General features: G+C 56.7%; 20 protein-coding genes. 3 read left to right on the top strand and 17 right to left on the bottom strand.

Annotated features, from left to right (window positions below; all coding sequences use genetic code 11):
• Nucleotides 1-5: 5 nt before the first annotated feature.
• The 15 genes from phnO to ACOTYN_RS12395 form a co-directional block, all read right to left on the bottom strand.
• Nucleotides 6-440 carry an aminoalkylphosphonate N-acetyltransferase gene (phnO, locus tag ACOTYN_RS12465; protein ID WP_063944075.1) on the bottom strand — a complete coding sequence of 145 codons (435 nt, stop codon included), beginning with the start codon at nt 438-440 and terminating at the stop codon, nt 6-8.
• Complete coding sequence (phnN, locus tag ACOTYN_RS12460) at nt 433-984, bottom strand: ribose 1,5-bisphosphokinase (protein WP_032637724.1); 552 nt, start codon at nt 982-984, stop codon at nt 433-435. Before phnN ends, phnO begins: the two co-directional genes overlap by 8 nt.
• Nucleotides 981-2,117, bottom strand: a complete 1,137-nt coding sequence (gene phnM, locus ACOTYN_RS12455; protein ID WP_014882178.1) for an alpha-D-ribose 1-methylphosphonate 5-triphosphate diphosphatase — start codon at nt 2,115-2,117, stop codon at nt 981-983. Before phnM ends, phnN begins: the two co-directional genes overlap by 4 nt.
• Nucleotides 2,114-2,794 carry a phosphonate C-P lyase system protein PhnL gene (phnL, locus tag ACOTYN_RS12450; RefSeq protein WP_014882179.1) on the bottom strand — a complete coding sequence of 227 codons (681 nt, stop codon included), beginning with the start codon at nt 2,792-2,794 and terminating at the stop codon, nt 2,114-2,116. The genes phnM and phnL overlap by 4 nt, the downstream gene beginning before the upstream one ends.
• A 106-nt stretch (nt 2,795-2,900) precedes the next feature.
• Nucleotides 2,901-3,656: a phosphonate C-P lyase system protein PhnK gene (gene phnK / locus ACOTYN_RS12445; RefSeq protein WP_071922686.1), complete on the bottom strand. Its 756-nt coding sequence runs from the start codon at nt 3,654-3,656 to the stop codon at nt 2,901-2,903.
• The gene (gene phnJ / locus ACOTYN_RS12440) at nt 3,653-4,498 is read right to left on the bottom strand and encodes an alpha-D-ribose 1-methylphosphonate 5-phosphate C-P-lyase PhnJ (RefSeq protein ID WP_047027971.1); all 846 of its coding nucleotides are present in this window, start codon (nt 4,496-4,498) and stop codon (nt 3,653-3,655) included. Before phnJ ends, phnK begins: the two co-directional genes overlap by 4 nt.
• Complete coding sequence (locus ACOTYN_RS12435; protein WP_071922685.1) at nt 4,491-5,555, bottom strand: carbon-phosphorus lyase complex subunit PhnI; 1,065 nt, start codon at nt 5,553-5,555, stop codon at nt 4,491-4,493. Before ACOTYN_RS12435 ends, phnJ begins: the two co-directional genes overlap by 8 nt.
• Nucleotides 5,555-6,139, bottom strand: a complete 585-nt coding sequence (gene phnH, locus ACOTYN_RS12430) for a phosphonate C-P lyase system protein PhnH (protein ID WP_023331820.1) — start codon at nt 6,137-6,139, stop codon at nt 5,555-5,557. The genes ACOTYN_RS12435 and phnH overlap by 1 nt, the downstream gene beginning before the upstream one ends.
• A complete protein-coding gene (gene phnG / locus ACOTYN_RS12425) occupies nt 6,136-6,588 on the bottom strand; it encodes a phosphonate C-P lyase system protein PhnG (RefSeq protein ID WP_014882184.1) in 453 nt (150 codons plus the stop codon). Before phnG ends, phnH begins: the two co-directional genes overlap by 4 nt.
• Nucleotides 6,589-7,314, bottom strand: coding sequence for a phosphonate metabolism transcriptional regulator PhnF (gene phnF / locus ACOTYN_RS12420; RefSeq protein WP_014882185.1), 726 nt, complete (start codon nt 7,312-7,314; stop codon nt 6,589-6,591). It abuts the gene before it with no gap.
• A gap of 20 nt (nt 7,315-7,334) precedes the next feature.
• The gene (phnE, locus tag ACOTYN_RS12415; protein ID WP_023331823.1) at nt 7,335-8,114 is read right to left on the bottom strand and encodes a phosphonate ABC transporter, permease protein PhnE; all 780 of its coding nucleotides are present in this window, start codon (nt 8,112-8,114) and stop codon (nt 7,335-7,337) included.
• Between the two features lie 118 nt (nt 8,115-8,232).
• A complete protein-coding gene (gene phnD, locus ACOTYN_RS12410; RefSeq protein WP_045135406.1) occupies nt 8,233-9,249 on the bottom strand; it encodes a phosphonate ABC transporter substrate-binding protein in 1,017 nt (338 codons plus the stop codon).
• Nucleotides 9,250-9,271: 22 nt separating this feature from the next.
• Nucleotides 9,272-10,060: a phosphonate ABC transporter ATP-binding protein gene (phnC, locus tag ACOTYN_RS12405; protein WP_045282277.1), complete on the bottom strand. Its 789-nt coding sequence runs from the start codon at nt 10,058-10,060 to the stop codon at nt 9,272-9,274.
• A 136-nt stretch (nt 10,061-10,196) separates the two neighbouring features.
• Nucleotides 10,197-10,634, bottom strand: a complete 438-nt coding sequence (yjdN, locus tag ACOTYN_RS12400) for a VOC family metalloprotein YjdN (RefSeq protein WP_014882189.1) — start codon at nt 10,632-10,634, stop codon at nt 10,197-10,199.
• Nucleotides 10,635-10,756: 122 nt separating this feature from the next.
• Nucleotides 10,757-11,092: a zinc ribbon domain-containing protein YjdM gene (locus ACOTYN_RS12395; protein WP_008500067.1), complete on the bottom strand. Its 336-nt coding sequence runs from the start codon at nt 11,090-11,092 to the stop codon at nt 10,757-10,759.
• A gap of 596 nt (nt 11,093-11,688) precedes the next feature.
• On the opposite strand from ACOTYN_RS12395, the gene crfC reads away from it, so the two are divergent.
• Nucleotides 11,689-14,043: a clamp-binding protein CrfC gene (crfC, locus tag ACOTYN_RS12390; RefSeq protein WP_014882190.1), complete on the top strand. Its 2,355-nt coding sequence runs from the start codon at nt 11,689-11,691 to the stop codon at nt 14,041-14,043.
• Nucleotides 14,040-14,915, top strand: a complete 876-nt coding sequence (locus tag ACOTYN_RS12385; protein WP_032637716.1) for a diguanylate cyclase regulator RdcB family protein — start codon at nt 14,040-14,042, stop codon at nt 14,913-14,915. Before crfC ends, ACOTYN_RS12385 begins: the two co-directional genes overlap by 4 nt.
• 63 nt (nt 14,916-14,978) lie before the next feature.
• On the opposite strand, the gene kdgT is transcribed toward ACOTYN_RS12385, so the two are convergent.
• Nucleotides 14,979-15,971, bottom strand: a complete 993-nt coding sequence (gene kdgT, locus ACOTYN_RS12380) for a 2-keto-3-deoxygluconate transporter (protein ID WP_014882192.1) — start codon at nt 15,969-15,971, stop codon at nt 14,979-14,981.
• Between the two features lie 650 nt (nt 15,972-16,621).
• Between kdgT and proP the strand changes: the two genes are divergently transcribed.
• Nucleotides 16,622-18,124 carry a glycine betaine/L-proline transporter ProP gene (gene proP, locus ACOTYN_RS12375; RefSeq protein WP_014882193.1) on the top strand — a complete coding sequence of 501 codons (1,503 nt, stop codon included), beginning with the start codon at nt 16,622-16,624 and terminating at the stop codon, nt 18,122-18,124.
• Between the two features lie 33 nt (nt 18,125-18,157).
• Here the strand turns inward: proP and ACOTYN_RS12370 are convergent, their stop codons facing one another.
• Nucleotides 18,158-19,111, bottom strand: a complete 954-nt coding sequence (locus ACOTYN_RS12370; RefSeq protein ID WP_071922683.1) for a nickel/cobalt transporter — start codon at nt 19,109-19,111, stop codon at nt 18,158-18,160.
• Nucleotides 19,112-19,260: the final 149 nt, after the last annotated feature.

Raw genomic sequence — 19,260 nt, 5'->3', positions numbered from 1 at the left:
CACCTCTACAGCGGTTTGGTGAAGCGGAAATGGCTCTGCGTATACCCTTCACGAAGGTAGAAACGGTGGGCGTCCACGCGCTTCACGCTGGTGGAAAGTTCTGTCAACTCCGCGCCAGCCTGTCGTGCAACGTCCTCTGCCCAGGCGAGCAACTGGCTACCCACCTTTAACCCGCGCGCTTGCGGCATGACCACCAGCTCCTGGATCTCGCCGATCCAGCGGGCGTGATGGAGGTGAAACTGCATGTGCAGACCGATCATGCCGATGACTTCCCCGTTCAGCTCGGCAAGCTGGTAGCGCATATTGTGATCCTGCAGATTAGCCAGATAGCCGGCATGAAACGCCTGGTGATCGAACTCTGCTTGCTTAAGTTCGCAGATGAGGGCGTACACGCTCTGCGCATCATCAGCAGTGGCGGGGCGAAGCTGGCAGTCAGGCATGCTGTTTCTCCTTCTGACGGATAAGGGATAAAAAGATCTCGACTGACTGTAGCAAACTTCCGTCGTTATTGAGGACATGGCAGCCTGAAGGGGTGTAGCGCGCCGCGCGCGCCAGCCGCTGGTCAATCTCACGCGCGTTTTCGCGCCCCCGGTTTTGCAGCCTGCTGCGCAGAACGTCCGGGGAAACCTGCAGGCAGATCGGCAGCAGGGCCGCCTCATATCGGGCTTTTGCCTGCGGCAGATGGGCGCGTGAGCCGTTGACCAGCACATCAAAACCCGCGTGCAGCCAGAGGTCGATCTCAATGCCGACGCCATAGTAGAAACCGTTAGCGTGCCAGCTCAGTGCCAGCAGGTTTTGCCCGGCGCGGGTGAAAAACTCCTGCTCGCTCAGGGCGATATGGTTTTCACTTCCGGCGTTCGCCGCGCGGGTAATATAGCGGTGCGCCACCAGCAGCTGTGAATGTTCCCGCTGCCGCAGGGCAGACAGCAGGCTGTCCTTACCGGAGCCGGACGGCCCCATCAACCAGATAAGTCTTCCCATCAGAACACCCTTTTTCCCTGACGCCAGACGTGGTCGATATGAATATGCTCGCCTTTGCGGTGGGCCAGCACCAGATCTGCCCGTTTTCCTTCGGCAATCTCACCGCGATCCTGAAGATTGAGTGCGGCGGCCGGGTTTTTGGTCACCAGGCGAATGGCCTGCGGCAGCGTAAAACGGTTCTCCTCATCGTCCGCGACCCGGAATGCCGCATCCAGCAGGCTGGCGGGGTAGTAGTCAGACGAGAGGATATCCAGCAGGCCGAGCGAGGCGAGCTTGCTTGCCGCCACGTTGCCGGAGTGCGAGCCGCCGCGCACGATGTTCGGCGCGCCCATCAGCACGTTCATCCCGTGCTGACGTGACGCCTCTGCGGCTTCGAACGTAGTGGGAAATTCGGCGATCACGCTACCAAGCTGGTGGGATTCACGCACATGATCGTGCGTGGCATCGTCATGGCTTGCCAGCGCAATATTGCGGTCACGGCACATTGCGGCAATCCTGAGACGGTTCGGCTGCGACCACTGTGCCGCAAGCGCCAGCTGTTCTTCTTCGTAGCGCGCCATCTCGGCATCGTTGAGCGAGTATTTGCCCTGATAGTATTCACGATACTTCTCAATGTTGGCGAACTGACGCTGCCCCGGCGAGTGGTCCATCAGGGAGACCAGCGAGACAGGCTCGCGGCCCACCAGTTTTTCAAACAGCGGCAGGGTGGTGTGGTGCGGCAGTTCACAACGCAGATGCAGGCGGTGCTCGGCGCGGTTGAGGCCACGCTTTTGCGTCTCTTCCACGGCGTTAATCATCTTCTCCAGGTTTTCAAGTCTGTCGCCGCCGTCGCGCACGTCGCCAATCGCCACCGCGTCGAGCACGGTGGTAATACCGCTGGCGACCATCAGCGCGTCGTGGCTGCTCATCGCCGAATGGGCGGGCCAGTCCACCTTCGGGCGCGGGGTGAAAAATTTGTCGAGGTTGTCGGTATGCAGCTCAATGAGCCCCGGCAGCAGCCAGCCACCTTCGCCGTCCATCGCGTCAGGCGCGCGGCTCCGGGTTTCGGCAAACGCGCGGATGACGCCGTCCTGGATTTCAACCGAGCCATCCACGACCTCGTTTTCCAGCACCAGCCTGACGTTATTGATAATCATACGTTTGTCCCCATCGGGTGCAGTCTGTCCGCTACGCGCTCGCGCACGGCTTCATCGTGGAAGATCCCGACGATCGCTGCGCCGCGCGCTTTGGCCTGTTCGATCAGTTCCATCACCGCTGCGCTGTTTTTGCTGTCGAGCGAAGCGGTGGGTTCATCCAGGAGTAAAATCGGGTAGTCGACAATAAAGCCGCGTGCGATGTTGACCCGCTGCTGCTCGCCACCGGAAAAGGTCGATGGGGCAAGGTGCCACAGACGCTCCGGCACGTTGAGGCGTGTCAGCAGGCTGGCGGCTTTGGCAGCACAGGTGTCACGCGGGACGCCGAGATCCAGCAGTGGCTGCATCACCACGTCCAGAGCGGAGATCCGCGGGATCACCCGCAGAAACTGGCTGACCCAGCCGATCGTCGAACGGCGCACTTCAAGTACCTTACGCGCGGGTGCCTGCACCAGATCCACCCACTCGTTGTTGTGGCGAATATGAATGTGGCCTTCGTCTGGCTGATAGTTGGCGTACAGGGAGCGCAGCAGGGTGGATTTTCCACTGCCGGAGTGGCCGTGCAGCACGACGCATTCGCCGTTGCCGACCTCTAACGACGCGTTTTGCAGGACGGGCAGCCGCACGCCGTTTTGCTGGTGGAGCACAAAGGTTTTACTGACGTTTTGTACGTGGATCATGTTGGCCTCGAGATTCGTTTTGCCGGGTGGCGGCTTCGCCTTACCCGGCCTACAGGCGCGGTGTTCGTAGGCCGGGTAAGCGCAGCGCCACCCGGGGACAGCGCCCTCAATTCTGCAATACGGACGACACCAGCAGCTGGGTGTACGGATGATGGGGATCGTCGAGCACGCGGTCGGTCAGCCCACTTTCCACCACCTGACCCTGCTTCATCACCAGCAGACGGTCCGCCAGCAGGCGTGCGACGCCCAAATCGTGGGTGACAATCACCACCGCCAGGTTCAACTCCACCACCAGGCCGCGCAGCAGATCGAGCAGGCGCGCCTGAACCGAGACGTCCAGCCCGCCGGTGGGCTCATCCATAAACACCAGCTTCGGATGGGTGACCAGGTTGCGGGCGATCTGTAAACGCTGCTGCATGCCGCCGGAGAAAGTGGTGGGCAGGTCGTCGATACGCGAGGCGGGGATTTCAACCTCCTCCAGCCAGTGCTGCGCGGTGGCGCGGATGTGACCGTAGTGGCGCGCGCCGGTGGCCATCAGTCGTTCGCCGATGTTGCCTCCCGCTGAAACCTGGCGGCGCAGCCCGTCCATTGGGTGCTGATGCACTACGCCCCACTCGGTACGCAGCAGGCGACGGCGCTCGGCCTCGCTCATGCCATACAGCGACGTGCCCTCATATAAAATCTCACCGTTCTGCGGCGTCAGGCGCGCGGAGAGGGACTTGAGAAGCGTGGTTTTGCCGGAGCCGGACTCGCCGACAATCCCCAGCACTTCGCCCGGCCACAGCTCGAACGACACGTCGCTGAAGCCTTTGCCCGGCGCGAATAGGTGAGTCAGGTTATTAACCGAAAGCAGCGGTTTCATTGGCTGTTCGCCTCGCTCTGTTGGCGGCAGAAATCGGTGTCGGAGCAGACGAACATCCGTTTGCCCGTGTCATCCAGCACCACTTCATCCAGGTAGCTATGTTGGGATCCGCAGATGGCGCATGGCTCGTCCCACGCCTGCACCGTAAACGGGTGGTCATCAAAATCGAGACTCTCCACACGGGTGTAAGGCGGTACGGCATAGATGCGTTTTTCACGCCCGGCGCCAAAGAGCTGCAGGGCTGGCATCATGTCCATCTTCGGGTTATCGAATTTCGGGATTGGCGACGGGTCCATCACATAGCGCCCGTTGACCTTCACCGGGTAGGCGTAGGTGGTGGCGATATGGCCGAAGCGGGCGATGTCCTCGTAAAGCTTCACCTGCATCACGCCGTACTCTTCCAGCGCGTGCATGGTGCGGGTTTCGGTTTCCCGCGGCTCGATAAAGCGCAGCGGCTCCGGGATCGGCACCTGGAAAATCAGAATCTGATCTTCAGTCAGCGGGGTTTCCGGAATGCGGTGGCGGGTCTGGATCAGCGTTGCGTCTTCGGTTTTTTCAGTGGTCGCTACGCCGGTCACGCGCCTGAAGAAGTTGCGGATCGAAACGGCGTTGGTGGTGTCGTCTGCCCCCTGGTCGATGACCTTAAGCACGTCGGCTTCCCCGATCACGCTGGCGGTCAACTGAATACCGCCGGTGCCCCAGCCGTAGGGCATTGGCATCTCGCGGCCGCCGAACGGTACCTGGTAGCCCGGAATGGCAACCGCTTTGAGGATGGCGCGGCGGATCATGCGTTTGGTTTGCTCATCCAGATAGGCAAAGTTGTAGCCGCTTAAGTTAGCCATTGGCGCGCTCCCGTTGCAGACGTTTCAGCAGTTCCAGTTCGGCCTGGAAATCGACGTAGTGCGGCAGCTTGAGGTGCGAGACGAAACCGGCGGCCTCAACGTTGTCTGCATGGGCCAGCACGAACTCCTCATCCTGCGCCGGGCCGGCGATGTGCTCGCCGTAGTCCGGTGCCTGCAGGGCGCGGTCGACCAGCGCCATCGCCATGGCTTTGCGTTCGCTCAGGCCAAACACTAGCCCGTAGCCGCGGGTAAAGTGCGGGTCTTCATTCTCTGGCGCGACAAAGCCGTTAACCATTTCGCATTCGGTCATCAGCAGTTCGCCGACGTTCACCGCAAAACCCAGCTCTTCCGGCACAATTTCCACGTCGATATAACCGCTGCGAATTTCGGCCGCAAACGGGTGGTTACGCCCATAGCCGCGCTGGGTGGAGTAGGCCAGCGCCAGCAGATAGCCTTCGTCGCCGCGCATCAGCTGCTGCAGACGCGAGGAGCGCGAGCACGGGAAAACTGGCGGCGTGCGGGTGATGTCATCCGGCGCGGTACCCGAATCTTCTTCCGCTTTCGCCAGCCCCTGGTTTGCCAGCAGGCTGAAGACGTGCGGAGACGGCTCCTGTTCGGCATCCGTGGTGCTGAGCCGTGGCGCTTCGCCGTTCGCCAGCAGGGTAAAATCCAGCAGGCGATGGGTGTAATCGTAGGTGGGGCCAAGCTGCTGGCCGCCGGGGATGTCTTTATAAACGGCAGAAATACGGCGCTCCAGGCGCATCTGCGCCGTATTCAGCGGCTCGCTCGCCGTGAAGCGGGGAACCGTGGTGCGCCAGGCGCGCAGCAGAAAGATGGCTTCGACGTTATCGCCGCTGGCCTGCTTCAGCGCCAGCGCCGCCAGCTCGCGATCGGCGACGCCGCCTTCGGTCATCACCCGGTCAACGGCCAGGTTCAGCTGCTGCTCAATCTGGGCGACGCTCAGTTCGGGCAGTTTTTTATCGCCCCGTCGTCTGTGTTCCTGCAAGGCATGGGCGGCGGCGATCGCCTTTTCGCCCCCTTTAACGGCAACGTACATCAGCACACCTCCACGTGGGTGGTCCGCGGGATGGCGAGCAGACGCTCGCCGCAGGTCAGGATCAGGTCTATGCCCAGCGGGAACGGGTGCGGGCGTTCGGTCAGCTCATGAATGATGCATTCCGGCAGCTGCGGCGCAACCATGCGTTCATCGGCGATACCTGCACCGGTCAGGCGGAGCATGCGGCCTCCGCTCAGGCTGGAGACCTGCAGAATCAGCGTGGCGCTGGTTTCCGGTGCAACGGCGCTCCCTTCGCTCAGGGCGTTGAGCTGCTCGTGGCTGATGTGTTCGTCGGCCACGGCAAAGACCGCCTGTCGCGGTTGCTCAACCAGCGGAGCACTGGTGTGAAAACGCAGGTTCTGGCTGGCGATGTCATTAGATAAGGCGCCTGACAGCCACACCGGCGTGTCGTTGTCGGCAAGGGTCAGCAACACGCTGGTGGTCGCCAGATTCAGCGGCAGCCAGCCCTGTGAAAGCTGATGCAGCGAGACAATCACCCCCGGCTCGCTCATGGCTTTCAGCAGGCGACGAAAACTTTGTTGGGCATCCTGGACGGCAAGGGTAAAAGCAGGTTGAAGCGTCATGCGTTGTCTCCGCGAACGAGCGTAAAGAAGTCGACCCGACTGGTATTCACTTCGGCCTGACGTGCGGCAAGTCGTGCGGCGCGGTCAGCTTCCAGCGGGGCAATAAGGGTTTCCATTAACGTCTGAAAATGCGTTTGTTCCTGCAAAAGGGCGTCTATCACTGCGCAGCGCTCGGCGTGTGCTTTATCGCGTCCCAGCACGTAGCTGTAGCCCAGCGTGCCGCTGTTCAGGCGGATCGCGGCGCGGGTGAGGGGGGCGTCTCCCGCAAAAAAGCGCTGCCCTGTGCCGCCCATCCGGGCCTGGATCTGCACCAGGCCAATTTCCGGTGCGCGGATAGTGTCGTAGTCTGGCGTCAGGCTCAGGGCGTTCATGCGATCGCGCAGGGCAGCAGGCTGGCTGTGGGCCAGCACACGCATCCAGCGCTGTCGGGTGGCGGTATCGACGTGCATTCAGTGCTCCATAGTGAATTCGATCATGTCGGCACGGGTCAGGCTGACGGAATATTCCGTCGCATTGACCTCGCCGTCACGGTGGTTGAGGGTGCGCACGCAGAGCAGCGGCGCCATATTGGGGATTTCGAGCACTTTGCTCTCTTTAGCCTGCGCGCGGCGGGCGCTGATACGCGTCTGGGTGCGCTTGAGGGCGATGCCCGTGGCATCCTGCAGAAAGTCGTGCAGGGAACCGCTGGAAAAGTTTTGCAGCACTGGCCAGAGGGCGAGGTCCGCGAAGTAGTGGTCAATCTGGCATACCGCTACGCCGTTGACGCGGCGCAACGTGCGCAGGTGGATGACGTTATCGCCTTCCTGAATGCCCAGCGCGTCCGCCACATGGCTGGAGGCCGGGCGCAGAACCGAGAGCAGCTTTTCGCTGGTGGGATGGCTGCCCTGATCCAGCAGGTTCTGACTAAAGCGCGCCTGGGCATTGAGCGGATAGTCGAACGGGCGCATCAGCACCAGCACGCCCACGCCCTGACGGCGTTGCACCCAGCCGCGCTCGACCAGCTGGTCAATGGCGCGGCGCAGGGTGTGGCGATTCACTTCATAGCGATCCGCAAGCTGCTGCTCGGCGGGCAGGTAGTCTCCGCAGCGGTAGTGCGTGCGCAGTTCCACTTCGAGCTTTGCCGCAATTTCTTGCCAACGGGTTGGGTAACTGGTCGGATGTCTGGATAAGTACATAGAAAACAAAGCCTCGCTTCTCAGATGAAGTGCTTACGCAAACGTTGAGAGAGGAAATCCAGCAGGCTGACGGTGACAATGATGAGCACCATCAGGGCGCAGGTTTGCTGGAACTGGAAACCGCGAATCGCTTCCCACAGGGTGACGCCGATTCCGCCTGCGCCGACCATGCCGACGACCGTGGCGGAGCGAACGTTGGACTCAAAGCGGTACAGCGAGTAGGAGATCAGCAGTGGCATCACCTGCGGCAGGACGCCGTAGAGGATCTCTTCGATTTTGTTGGCGCCGGTGGCGCGGATGCCTTCCACCGGGCCGGGCTCAATGGCTTCGACCGCTTCCGAGAGCAGCTTGGAGAGCACCCCGGTGGTGTGGATGAACAACGCCATGACGCCCGCGAACGGACCCAGACCCACGGCCACCACGAACAGCATCGCAAAGACCATTTCGTTGATCGCGCGGCAGGCATCCATCAGGCGACGCATCGGCTGGTATACCCACCACGGCACGATGTTTTCCGCGCTCATCAGGCCAAACGGAATGGAGAGAATGACGGCAAGGGCGGTGCCCCAGACGGCAATTTGCAGGGTAATGGCCATTTCGCTGAGATAGTCCTGCCACTGGCTGAAATCCGGTGGGAAGAAGTCGGCGGCGAAGGTGGCCATGTTGCCGGAATCTTTGAAGAGCAGCAGGGGATCCATTTCTGCGCCCTTCCAGGAGATAACCAGCACCGCCAGCAGGATGGCCCAGCTTATGAGCGAGAACCAGCTGCGCTTTGGCGGTGGGAGGGTAATGGTTTGCATGTTGGCTCCTTGGGTTTTAATTCCCTCTCCCTTGAGGGAGAGGGTTAGGGTGAGGGGGAAATGTGCGCGCTGATGCCCTCACCCCGGCCCTCTCCCACGGGGAGAGGGGGAAAAGAAACTACTGCACCGCTTTATTTACGCTGGTCATGGCGCCGAGTGCCGCGGTCAGGCGGTCGAGGTCTTCCAGCTGGGCCTGAATGTCAGAGACTTTGCTGGTCTTCTCTTCTTCCTTGAGCCCTTTGTTGTCCTTCACGGCCTGCATCTGTTTAAACAGCGCCAGCTGGCGAATCGGGACCAGCTGAAGGTCGCTGGAGGCGCGGAACGGTGCCCAGCCCAGTTTCTCAAGAACCGCTTTCTCTTCCGGCGTTTTGCCGTAGTTCATAAAGAAGTCGTACACCTTGTCCTTGGTGCTTTCGGAGAGGTTTTTACGCCAGACGATCGGGTCGCCCGGGATCAGCGGCGATTTCCAGATCACCTTCAGTTCTTTCAGCTTGTCCGGCGCGGAGGTTTTCAGCTTGTCGAGGTTTTCGGTGTTGTTGGTGGCAACATCCACCTGCTTGTTCGCCACGGCCAGGGCGTTGGTTTCATGGCTGGCGTTGACGGTGCGTTTGAAGTCGCTGGCGGAGGCGTTGTTTTTCGCGAAGACGTAGTAGCCAGGGACGAGGAAGCCGGAGGTGGAGTTCGGGTCGCCGTTACCAAAGGTCAGCTCTTTGCGTTTGGCGAGCATGTCGTTGAGGTTGTTGATCGGGCTGTCTTTGTTCACGATCAGCACGCTCCAGTAGCCCGGGGAGCCATCTGCCGCAACGGTCTGGGCAAAGACCTGGCCGTTGGCGCGGTCCACCGCTTCCATTGCGGAGAGGTTGCCGTACCAGGCGATGTCGACTTTATTAAAGCGCATTCCCTGGATAATGCCCGCGTAGTCCGGGGCGAAGAAGGCATTCACTTTGATCCCCAGTTTGGTTTCCATATCTTTCAGGAACGGTTCCCACTGAGGCTTCAGGTTCTGCTGTGATTCCGTCGAAATAATGCCGAAGTTCAGCGCTTTTTCCTGCTCTTGTGCATACGCCGGGCTTAACAGGGTGCTGATGCTGAACATGCTGGTAAAGGCCAGCGCGGCAACGGCTTTGTAGTTCATTTCCATTCCTCGTTATGGGGAGTTATGCAGCCTGCGCGCGCTCTTCGACGCGGTTTACGCTGCGGTAGAGATGATCAAAACGGTCGTTATCAAACTGATGGCTTGCGCCGTCAAAGAACACATGGCCCTGACGCAGGGCGACAATGCGCTCGCAGTAGCGCAGGGCGTAATCCACCTGATGCAGCGTTACCACCACGGTAATGCCGTCGTTCTGGTTAATGTCGCGCAGGGTTTCCATCACGATGCGGGCGGATTCCGGGTCCAGCGAGGCGATAGGTTCATCGGCCAGAATGATTTTTGCTTTCTGCATCAGGGCGCGGGCGATGGCGACGCGCTGCTGTTGTCCACCGGACAGGGTGGAGACACGCTGGTGGGCGAGGTGTGCCATACCGACGCGAGTCAACGCCTGAAGAGCTTCCTGCTTCTGGGAAGGTGAGAACCAGCGCAGGCAGGTGCGCCAGAACGGTGTGCTGCCGAGTGCGCCAATCAGCACGTTCTCCAGTACCGTCAGGCGATTGACCAGGTTGAACTGCTGGAAGATGTAGCCCGTCTGGGCACGGCTCTTGCGGATATCACTTGCCAGACGCCCGGCGCGCTGCACTGTGTTGCCCAGCAATTCGACGTGACTTTCCGGCGTTTTATCGCAGGTGATAAGACCGCTTAAATGGCGCAGAAGGGTGGATTTACCTGAGCCAGAAGGGCCGAGAAGCGCCACCATGTCGCCCTGCTGGACGGTCAGATCAACGGCATGCAGCGCCTTGTTGTGATTGAAGGTCTTGCTCAGTTTCTCGACGCGGATGACAGTTTGCATGTGCGGGGCCTCACGATAAATGTGGCCTCATGCTGGCGCATCAATGTGACATTTGGGTTAAGTCTCGGTTGCGGGAATTTGAAGAGTTGAGGGGAGTTTGATGACAGGCGGAGGCGGACCGCCCACCGCCAGAAAATTAGTGCTGCTGCTTAACGACGTTAATCATCCACGGTACGCCGTATTTATCGGTGACTTTACCGAAACCGTGCGCCCAGAAGGTCTCCTGCCACGCCATGTCGATATTGCCGCCAGCGGCGAGGTTGTCGAACCAGCGCTTGCCTTCTGACACATCCTGCGTGTCGAGCACCAGCGTGAACCCGGCGTACTGCGCGTTGCTGCCCGGCGGCTGCCCGTCGCTCATCATGATGTCGCTGCCCGCAATGCGGACGTTAGAGTGGGCGATAGCGGAATCAGGAAACTGCATGCCGGACGGACAGCCTTCTTCACTGCTGTCGCTTTTGGGCATTTCACCGAAAGTGATTTTATAGAGGAGTTCAGCGCCGACGGCCTGCTGATAAAAGGCGGTTGCCTCTGCACAGTTGCCGGCGAAGGAGATGTAGGGACTTAACGGCATATTCTTTACCTCACGTAAGAAAAGCCCATTAAGTGTAGTTCTTTTTTTGTAGGCCGGATAAGCGTAGCACATCCGGAAAAGCGCCCGGCGGCGCTTCGGTTATCGAGCCTACAGGAGAAAAATCAGTTCTTTTTCACGAACTCAGATTTCAGTTTCATCGGACCGAAGCCGTCAATTTTGCAGTCGATATTATGATCGCCTTCAACCAGACGGATGTTCTTCACTTTGGTACCGATCTTCAGCATGGAAGAGCTGCCTTTGACTTTCAGATCTTTAACTACGGTGACGCTGTCGCCATCCGCCAGCAGGTTACCGTTCGCATCTTTTACGATCAGGGCATCTGCATCCTGTGCCGGTTCGGCATCATTCCATTCATGCGCACATTCCGGGCAGATGAACATGCCATTATCTTCATAGGTGTATTCAGAATTGCATTTCGGGCAGTGTGGGAGAGACATATCGGTATCCTCAAAAAAGTGTTAACACGCTGGAAAATGCCAGCTAAATGACGGCAGTGTGCCGAAAAAGGCGGCAAGTATAGCGCAAATCCACACGTTTGTCGGTGATATTCTGAATTTAAAAAAAAGCAAAAAATGTGTCGGGAGTGACACTTCCTGTCAGTCAGTTAAGCGATGCTAACGTCATTAACACGGTGGAAAGAGAAGTCGCTAAATATATCGAATATTTTATTGTGGCAAATTGCTACGCACCTTCATTTCGGATAAGGTGAAGCAACACATTGTTATTTATCTTTGGTCTTTGCTGCCATGCATTTCGTATGGTTGTGGCATAACCCGTTCTTTTTAGGTGGATAAATAATGATGATATATCCTGAAGTTTCTTAAAAAGGGCTACGCTTTTTATCTTTTGGCTGTCAGGCCTTGAGGAGAGCTTTACACGCCATGCAAGGATAGCCATTTATTTCTGATTATCTTCAATCAGTTATATTCCGGTGAACATGTTTTCCACACGTGATCATATAAGCCTGAACATCATAATTAATACCAGTGGCTTAATAAAAGTAATAAATTTGCGTTAAGGAAAGGCTTTTATCATGCACACACAGACCATTTTTGAATTAAGCCAGGAAGCTGAGCGTTTGTTACAGCTTGCCCTGCAAAATCTTGATACCTTGAAGTCAATGCCGACAGCGATGCTGGAGAACACGACGGCCGCTATTACGGGTGAAAAGAACAACGTTCTGCCTTTGCATTTTAGTGCGCGGGGTGTCGAAGCGCAGCAGGCAATGCTGAATAATGAATTACGCAAAATAACACGTCTGGAAATGGTTCTGGCTATCGTTGGTACCATGAAAGCGGGGAAATCGACCACCATTAATGCCATTGTGGGGACCGAAGTGTTGCCTAATCGCAACCGCCCAATGACGGCGCTTCCTACCCTGATTCGTCATACGCCAGGCCAGAAAGAGCCGGTACTCCATTTCTCACATGTCTCGCCTATTGATGATTTGATCCAGCTGCTGCAGAAACAACTATGCGATTACGATCGTGGGAAGCTGGCCCAGCATCTGGAAATTGATAAAGACATGAATACGCTGCTGGAACGCATTGAAAAAGGTGAAGCCTTTGAAAAGCATCATCTTGGAGCGCAGCCAATATTTCATTGCCTGAAAAGCCTCAATGACCTGGTCAGACTCTCTCAGGCGCTGGGCGTGGCGTTTCCGTTTTCAGAATACGCGGCCATTGAACACATTCCGGTCATTGAAGTGGAGTTCGTGCATCTTGCGGGTCTGGATGCCCACCTCGGGCAACTGACGCTGCTCGATACCCCTGGGCCTAATGAGGCCGGACAGCCGCATCTGCAAAAAATGCTGAGTGAGCAGTTAGCCCGCGCATCGGCGGTGCTGGCGGTAATGGATTATACCCAGCTTAAATCTATATCTGATGAAGAGGTCCGTCAGGCTATTTCGGTGGCGGGGAAATCCGTGCCTCTGTATGCCCTGGTGAATAAATTCGACCAGAAAGATCGCAATAGCGATGATGAAGAGCAGGTCCGGGCGATGATCTCCGGCACCTTAATGAAAGGCAATATTTCGCCTGGCCAGATCTACCCTGTCTCCTCCATGTGGGCGTATCTGGCGAACCGCGCTCGCTACGAGATGAATACCCACGGACAACTGCCGGATCATCAGGAGCAACCCTGGGTGCAGGATTTTGCCGAAGCCGCCCTCGGTCGCCGCTGGCGTACGGCGGACCTGGATGATATTGGCCATATCCGTCACGCCGCCGATTTGCTCTGGGAAGATTCGCTGTTTGAACAACCGATACGCAAACTGATTTACGCCGCCTATGCTAATGCCTCGTTATTTGCGTTGCGCTCGGCGTCCCATAAGCTGCTCAACTACGCACAAAATGCCCGGGAATATCTCGACTTCCGCTATCAGGGGCTGACGGTCGCCTTTGACGCGCTGGAACTGAATATTACGCGTCTTGAAGAGGACATGGCGATGATGCAGACGCGCCAGCGGGTGGTGAGCGATGAGGTGAAACATGAAGTTGAGCAGGCGCTGAATGCCACTGCGGACTTTATGGGGGCCCAAAAAACAGCGCTTCACCAGGCGATTGGTCACGTGTTTAGCGCTCGCAATATCCTTGATTTAGCCGGTAACGATCGGTTGAATCCTCGCGGTGACGAACCGCAAGAACTACAGCAGCTGGTACTGGATGACGAGGGGCAGGCACAGATTGCCCTGAGTAAAATCCGCTCCTCCTGCGAGCTTATCATGCTGGATGCGCAGACAAAGATCTGCCGGGAGCTGGCGTTACGCTTCGATCAGCTGGAGTCTACGCTGGCGCGTTCCCTGAATGACGCCATGCGTCCCATCGAAACGCGTATTAAAGAGCATCTGAGCCATGCCGGCTTTCGGGCGCGGATTAGCTTCCCGGCTTTTCAGGCTAACCAGCTTAACGTCAATACGCAGGCGCTGTTTAACGATGCCATCGCGCAGGACAACCGCCCTGCAGGACAGCCATCGGGCGCGGGCAGCATGCGTGAGACCGTCTCTCGCTGGCTGAATAATCCGGGCTGGGGCTGGGATGAATATGTGGCGACCCGCACGCGCTATGTTATCGACATTGCGCAGCTACATGACAAATTTAAGCAACATATTGATCAGTTTTGTGAACATATACGTAAAGCTTTGTCCGCCCAGGTCGATGTCTCTGTTACGGCAGGAATGGCGACGTTCTTTGCAGAATTTTCGTTATACCTGACCGGGTTACAGGAAAGCTTGCGTGATAGCCTCGCAGTGCGTCAACAAAATGAGCATTCGACCCGAGCGCTCAGCCAGCTGTTGAAGCAAAGTATCACTACTGCGACGTGGATACAGGAAGATACCCGACTGTTACGCGATGATATTCAAACTCTATTCGCGGCAGAGCAACCATGACAACACAGCTACTGGACGGTCCCGGGCGGACGCTGGAGTGTATTCATCCTAAATTTATGGTCGATCTTGTGCAGGGCGTGGACGTTGCGCGTCATCCTCATTTGGGGCCGCAGCAACTGCAGTTTCGTGAGCGCTTGACTCAGGAGATCATGACGCACACCCGGTTACGACCCTGGGCGATGGCCGGAATGCTGAATGAGAATGCTGCCCTGCGCCTCGGTCTGGCTGAAAAACTCGCCGGGATGCTTGACCCTGGCCATCTTGCGCTTACGCTGATGGCGGATAAATTGAATACACTTCGTCAGCAGGCTCACTTAAGGGCTCAGCCCTCTCCGGGCCTGCTTGAACAGTACGCTGAGCTCTCATCGCATTTTACCCAACGTGCCGTTTATAAAGAAAAGGCGCTAACTCAGCGTGGACTGACCGTCCAGGCGGGTGAGCACAGCGAGCAAATTTTCACTCGCTGGCGAGCCGGTCATTATGATGGCTGGTCGCTGGCCGGGCGTTGTTTCATTGTCCTGGAAGAGTTGCGCTGGGGGGCCTTCGGCGATGCTTGCCGTCTGGCGAAGGACGATGTATCGGCCATGCTCAAGGATAATTTACGCAGTATGGCTGCCAATTATCTTGCTCAGGGTATCAATGCGTCTCCTGCGACGCGCCATTTCTATCATCAGTGGCTGACCACACCCGCTTCGGCGGGTTTAATCGATCATAAAGACATGCTGGGCTGGCTGGGTGACTGGTGTCAGGCGGATAAACACCCGGTGAGCTGGTCAGTTACGCAAAACTGGCAGACCGTTGCGCTGGGTATGCCGAGGCTGTGTTCGGCAAAACGTCTGGTGGAGGCGATGGTGGAGGAGATTTTTGGTTGAACCCCTCACCCCTCACTCTGGCCCTCTCCCCAGAGGGGAGAGGGGATGGTTTGGTGCGGTTTGTTAATGTTGAAGCTCTGCTGCCTTCCTTTCTACATCTTTCTCTTGCACGTTTCCGTAGCGTTTCGCGTACAGTGCCGTGATGATCGGCACCAGAATCGCGGTAACAATCACGCTGGCAGCCACCAGTGCCGTTGCAGAAGCGGCTACCGGTTCGAAGGCCGGGTTAATCTGAGCAATAATCACCGGGTTTGCGACCGCAGCACCTGCGGCTGAAGAGGCGGCGACACCCGCCGTGCCGTTTCCGCCGCCAATCACGCGGTCGGCAATAATCAACGGAATACCGGTGATGATGATGACCGCAACCCCCAGCACAATACCCAGCAGGCCCGTATCAAGGATCACGTTCAGGTTGATGGTGTTGCCCAGCGCAAAACCAAAGAACGGGATGAGTACGGGTGTGGCTTTGCTGAAGAAATCGCGCAGATCGTGATCCAGATTCCCGAGGGCGAAACCGATCAGGAAGGGCAGGATCGCGCCAACAAAGTGGTGAGGCTCAAAAGAGGCCAGGCCAGCAGAACCCAGGATCAGCATCGTCATGAGCGGGCCGGACTCCAGAGACATCAGGACAAATGCCCCGGATTCTTCTTTCGTTCCGTACTGGTTCATCAGGCTGGCATACAACCCGCCGTTAGTCATATCCATCGCCGAGACAATTGCCAGGACCGATAAACCCGCGAAGAAACCGGTCTGAATTCCATTCTCCGGAATGAACATCGCGCATATCATGGCGACAACCCAGGCCACCGCTATTTTGGTTATAACCAGCGTGCCGGATTTGCGTAATACGGTGCCTGTTGCACGTAAATTAATGGATGCACCGATACAAAAGAACCAGACTGCCAGGATGGGGACGGTGCCTGTAATCATCCCTTTTGTGAAACCGCCAAAATAAGCCCCGGTTTCAGGCGCTAAGGTATTCAGAATAGCACCGAGTACCAGGGGGACCAGCATCATACCACCAGGAATACGTTCTATCGTGGCTTTAATCTTCATATACAACCCTCACAATGTTACCCCTCGTAGCGAGCGGCGGGCGCGAATAAAAAATCAATAAATTCAAAATGATGAAGGGTTTTCTTGATGGCTCGTATTGGATAACCCCGCAACAAAATTCAGTAAGCGCTCTGGTTTTCTCTTGTCAGAAAACACTCATCGCTATGTTTCGGGAATTATCATGCGATCACTGGAATAATGATTCAATGAAAATAAAACAGTGTTTTAGTTATCTGCGTCACATATTGATTGTAAACTTTACGCCGCGTTCTGGCTGGATGGGGTTTATGTAAATCTCTTGTAAAAAAGCGGCTTTTTATGTCGTGATAAAAAGAAAAGGGGACAACATGAAAATGTTTCTATGGGACGGGTTGAGAAAGTGCTTATTTGCGGAAATTGACAAAGAATGTCTTCACTTTACGCAGCATAAATATATGTGTGAAGTTGATCACAAATATAAACGCTGGTAGGGTAAAAAGGTCATTAACTGCCCTGGCAGGCGTCAACAGGTTCGGTTGTATCGACGATAAACGTCAATGTAAGTAAACCTGCTACGCTTGAATAAGGCGATTCGCATGGAGCGGATCCCAAGGTTCACAGCACCCACACTGGATTGTGAAACAGACAGGGCCGAGTCAACGAGGATAGCTATGCTGAGAAGGAAAAAGATTAAACCCATCACGCTTCGCGACGTCACTATTATTGACGACGCAAAATTGCGTAAGGCCATCACCGCAGCCTCGCTCGGTAATGCGATGGAATGGTTCGATTTTGGTGTCTATGGCTTTGTGGCCTACGCGTTAGGTAAAGTGTTTTTCCCAGGGGCTGATCCCAGCCTGCAGATGATTGCCGCACTGGGGACGTTCTCCGTTCCTTTCCTTATTCGCCCGCTGGGTGGTCTGTTCTTCGGTATGCTCGGTGATAAATACGGTCGCCAGAAGATCCTTGCCATCACCATTGTCATCATGTCGATAAGTACCTTCTGTATCGGCCTGATTCCGTCCTATGCCACGATCGGCATCTGGGCACCGATTCTGCTGCTGCTCTGTAAGATGGCGCAGGGTTTCTCCGTCGGTGGGGAATATACCGGTGCCTCGATCTTCGTCGCGGAGTATTCCCCGGACCGTAAGCGCGGTTTTATGGGGAGCTGGCTGGACTTCGGCTCGATTGCCGGGTTCGTGATGGGGGCGGGTGTCGTGGTGCTGATTTCAACCGTCGTCGGTGAAGAGAACTTCCTCGACTGGGGCTGGCGTATCCCGTTCTTCCTCGCGCTGCCGCTGGGGATCATCGGTCTGTATCTGCGTCATGCGCTGGAAGAGACACCGGCGTTCCAGCAGCACGTTGAGAAACTGGAGCAGGGTGACCGCGAAGGGCTGCAGGATGGTCCGAAGGTGTCGTTCAAAGAGATTGCCACTAAGCACTGGCGCAGCCTGCTGACCTGTATTGGTCTGGTGATTTCGACCAACGTGACCTACTACATGCTGCTGACCTACATGCCGAGTTATCTGTCGCATAACCTGCATTACTCGGAAGATCACGGTGTGCTGATTATTATCGCCATCATGGTGGGTATGCTGTTCGTGCAGCCGATTATGGGTCTGCTGAGTGACCGCTTTGGCCGTCGACCGTTCATTATTCTGGGAAGCGTGGCGCTGTTTGCCCTGGCAATCCCGGCCTTTATTTTGATCAACAGTAACGTGCTGGGGCTGATTTTTGCGGGTCTGCTGATGCTGGCGGTGATCCTGAACTGCTTCATCGGGGTGATGGCCTCAACGTTGCCTGCGATGTTCCCGACGCATATTCGTTACAGTGCGCTGGCGGCAGCCTTTAACATCTCGGTACTGATTGCCGGTCTGACCCCGACGCTTGCCGCCTCGCTGGTGGAAAGCACGCAGAATCTGATGATGCCTGCTTATTACCTGATGGTGATCGCGGTGATTGGCTTGATTACCGGTATTACGATGAAGGAGACGGCGAACCGTCCACTGAAAGGGGCGACGCCTGCGGCATCGGATATTCAGGAAGCGAAAGAGATCCTGCGTGAGCACTACGATAACGTAGAGCAGAAGATTGAAGACATTGATGCAGAGATTGAAGAGCTGCAGAAAAAACGCTCCCGGCTGGTGGATCAGCATCCACGCATCAACGAGTAATAAAGAAACCCGCCAACGGCGGGTTTTCTTTTATTAGCATCCGGCAGCGATATAGTCGCCGTTGGCGCTGATGGGGATGACCGTCAGGAAGAGAACGGTCGCGAACAGGATCAGAACTATCCCGCCGGCTATTTTGACGGCTGGCACCAGCCATCTTAACGTGCTATTTCCCCCGAAGCAGGCCACCGTGCGTTCACGGGCATAACGTACCGCCAGCGAGAGCCCCATAATCGAGAGTGCCGTTCCCAGTGACATTGTCATGACGGCAGCCATCCCCCAGGTGACAATGCCCAGCGCATTTGAAAACATCAGAATCATGATTGCCCCACTGCACGGGCGTGCGCCAATCGCCAGAATCACCCCCAGGCGAGTTTTCCAGTCTCCCTGCGTCAGGTCGGCACCCACGCCGTGATGGCCGCAGCCACAGTGTTCATTGTGCTGATGGAGGGGACTGATGGCTGAGATCGTCATTCTGCGCGGACGCAGGCTCTTTAATGCCTGATAAATGACGAACGCGCCGAATACACCAATCAGCACTGCGCTTATCTTCTCTACATACCAGCGGCTGGTACTAATATCCCCTGAGGCGAGGTTAAACCCCACCGCCAGAATAAAGACAAACAGAATGGCGCTCACGCCCTGCATCAGGCTGCCAAGGAAAGGAACGACCCGGGCAGCCCGCTCGCTTTCCTTATTAGTGGTCAGATAGGTCGTCACAATGAATTTCCCGTGCCCCGGCCCGATGGCGTGCAGCACGCCATAAAGGAAGGCGCCTGTTAAGAGCCATAGTCCGCCGCTGTACTGGTGGTTATTCAGCTGCAGCAGATACATCACCAGATAACGGTGCAGGGTAATTTGAGTGGCAAGACACCACTGGATAAAGGCGCTCCAGTGTGTATGCAGGGTAAAACTGGCAAACAGAATAGCCAGCAGCATCGCCCCTGCGGTAGGGAGACGCCAGTCGCGGGCGAGGCGTTGTGTGTTCATGAGGGAGTGCTCTGCCAGGAAGAATATTTGCCGCTAGTATAGTTGATCTTCCTTTTCAGTTCGCAGGATCGCATCGGGATCCTGATGATGTTGTGGATAAGTCTGTGTGTAAAAGGGTATAAGGCGGGGTTTTGCTGTGGAATGCAGCA

Source organism: Enterobacter cloacae complex sp. IR5458 (assembly GCF_049238025.1).
GTDB classification, from domain to species: Bacteria; Pseudomonadota; Gammaproteobacteria; order Enterobacterales; family Enterobacteriaceae; genus Enterobacter; species Enterobacter kobei.
The sequence above is the reverse complement of the archived record's forward strand: the minus strand, read 5'-3'. Positions and strand labels throughout refer to the sequence as shown.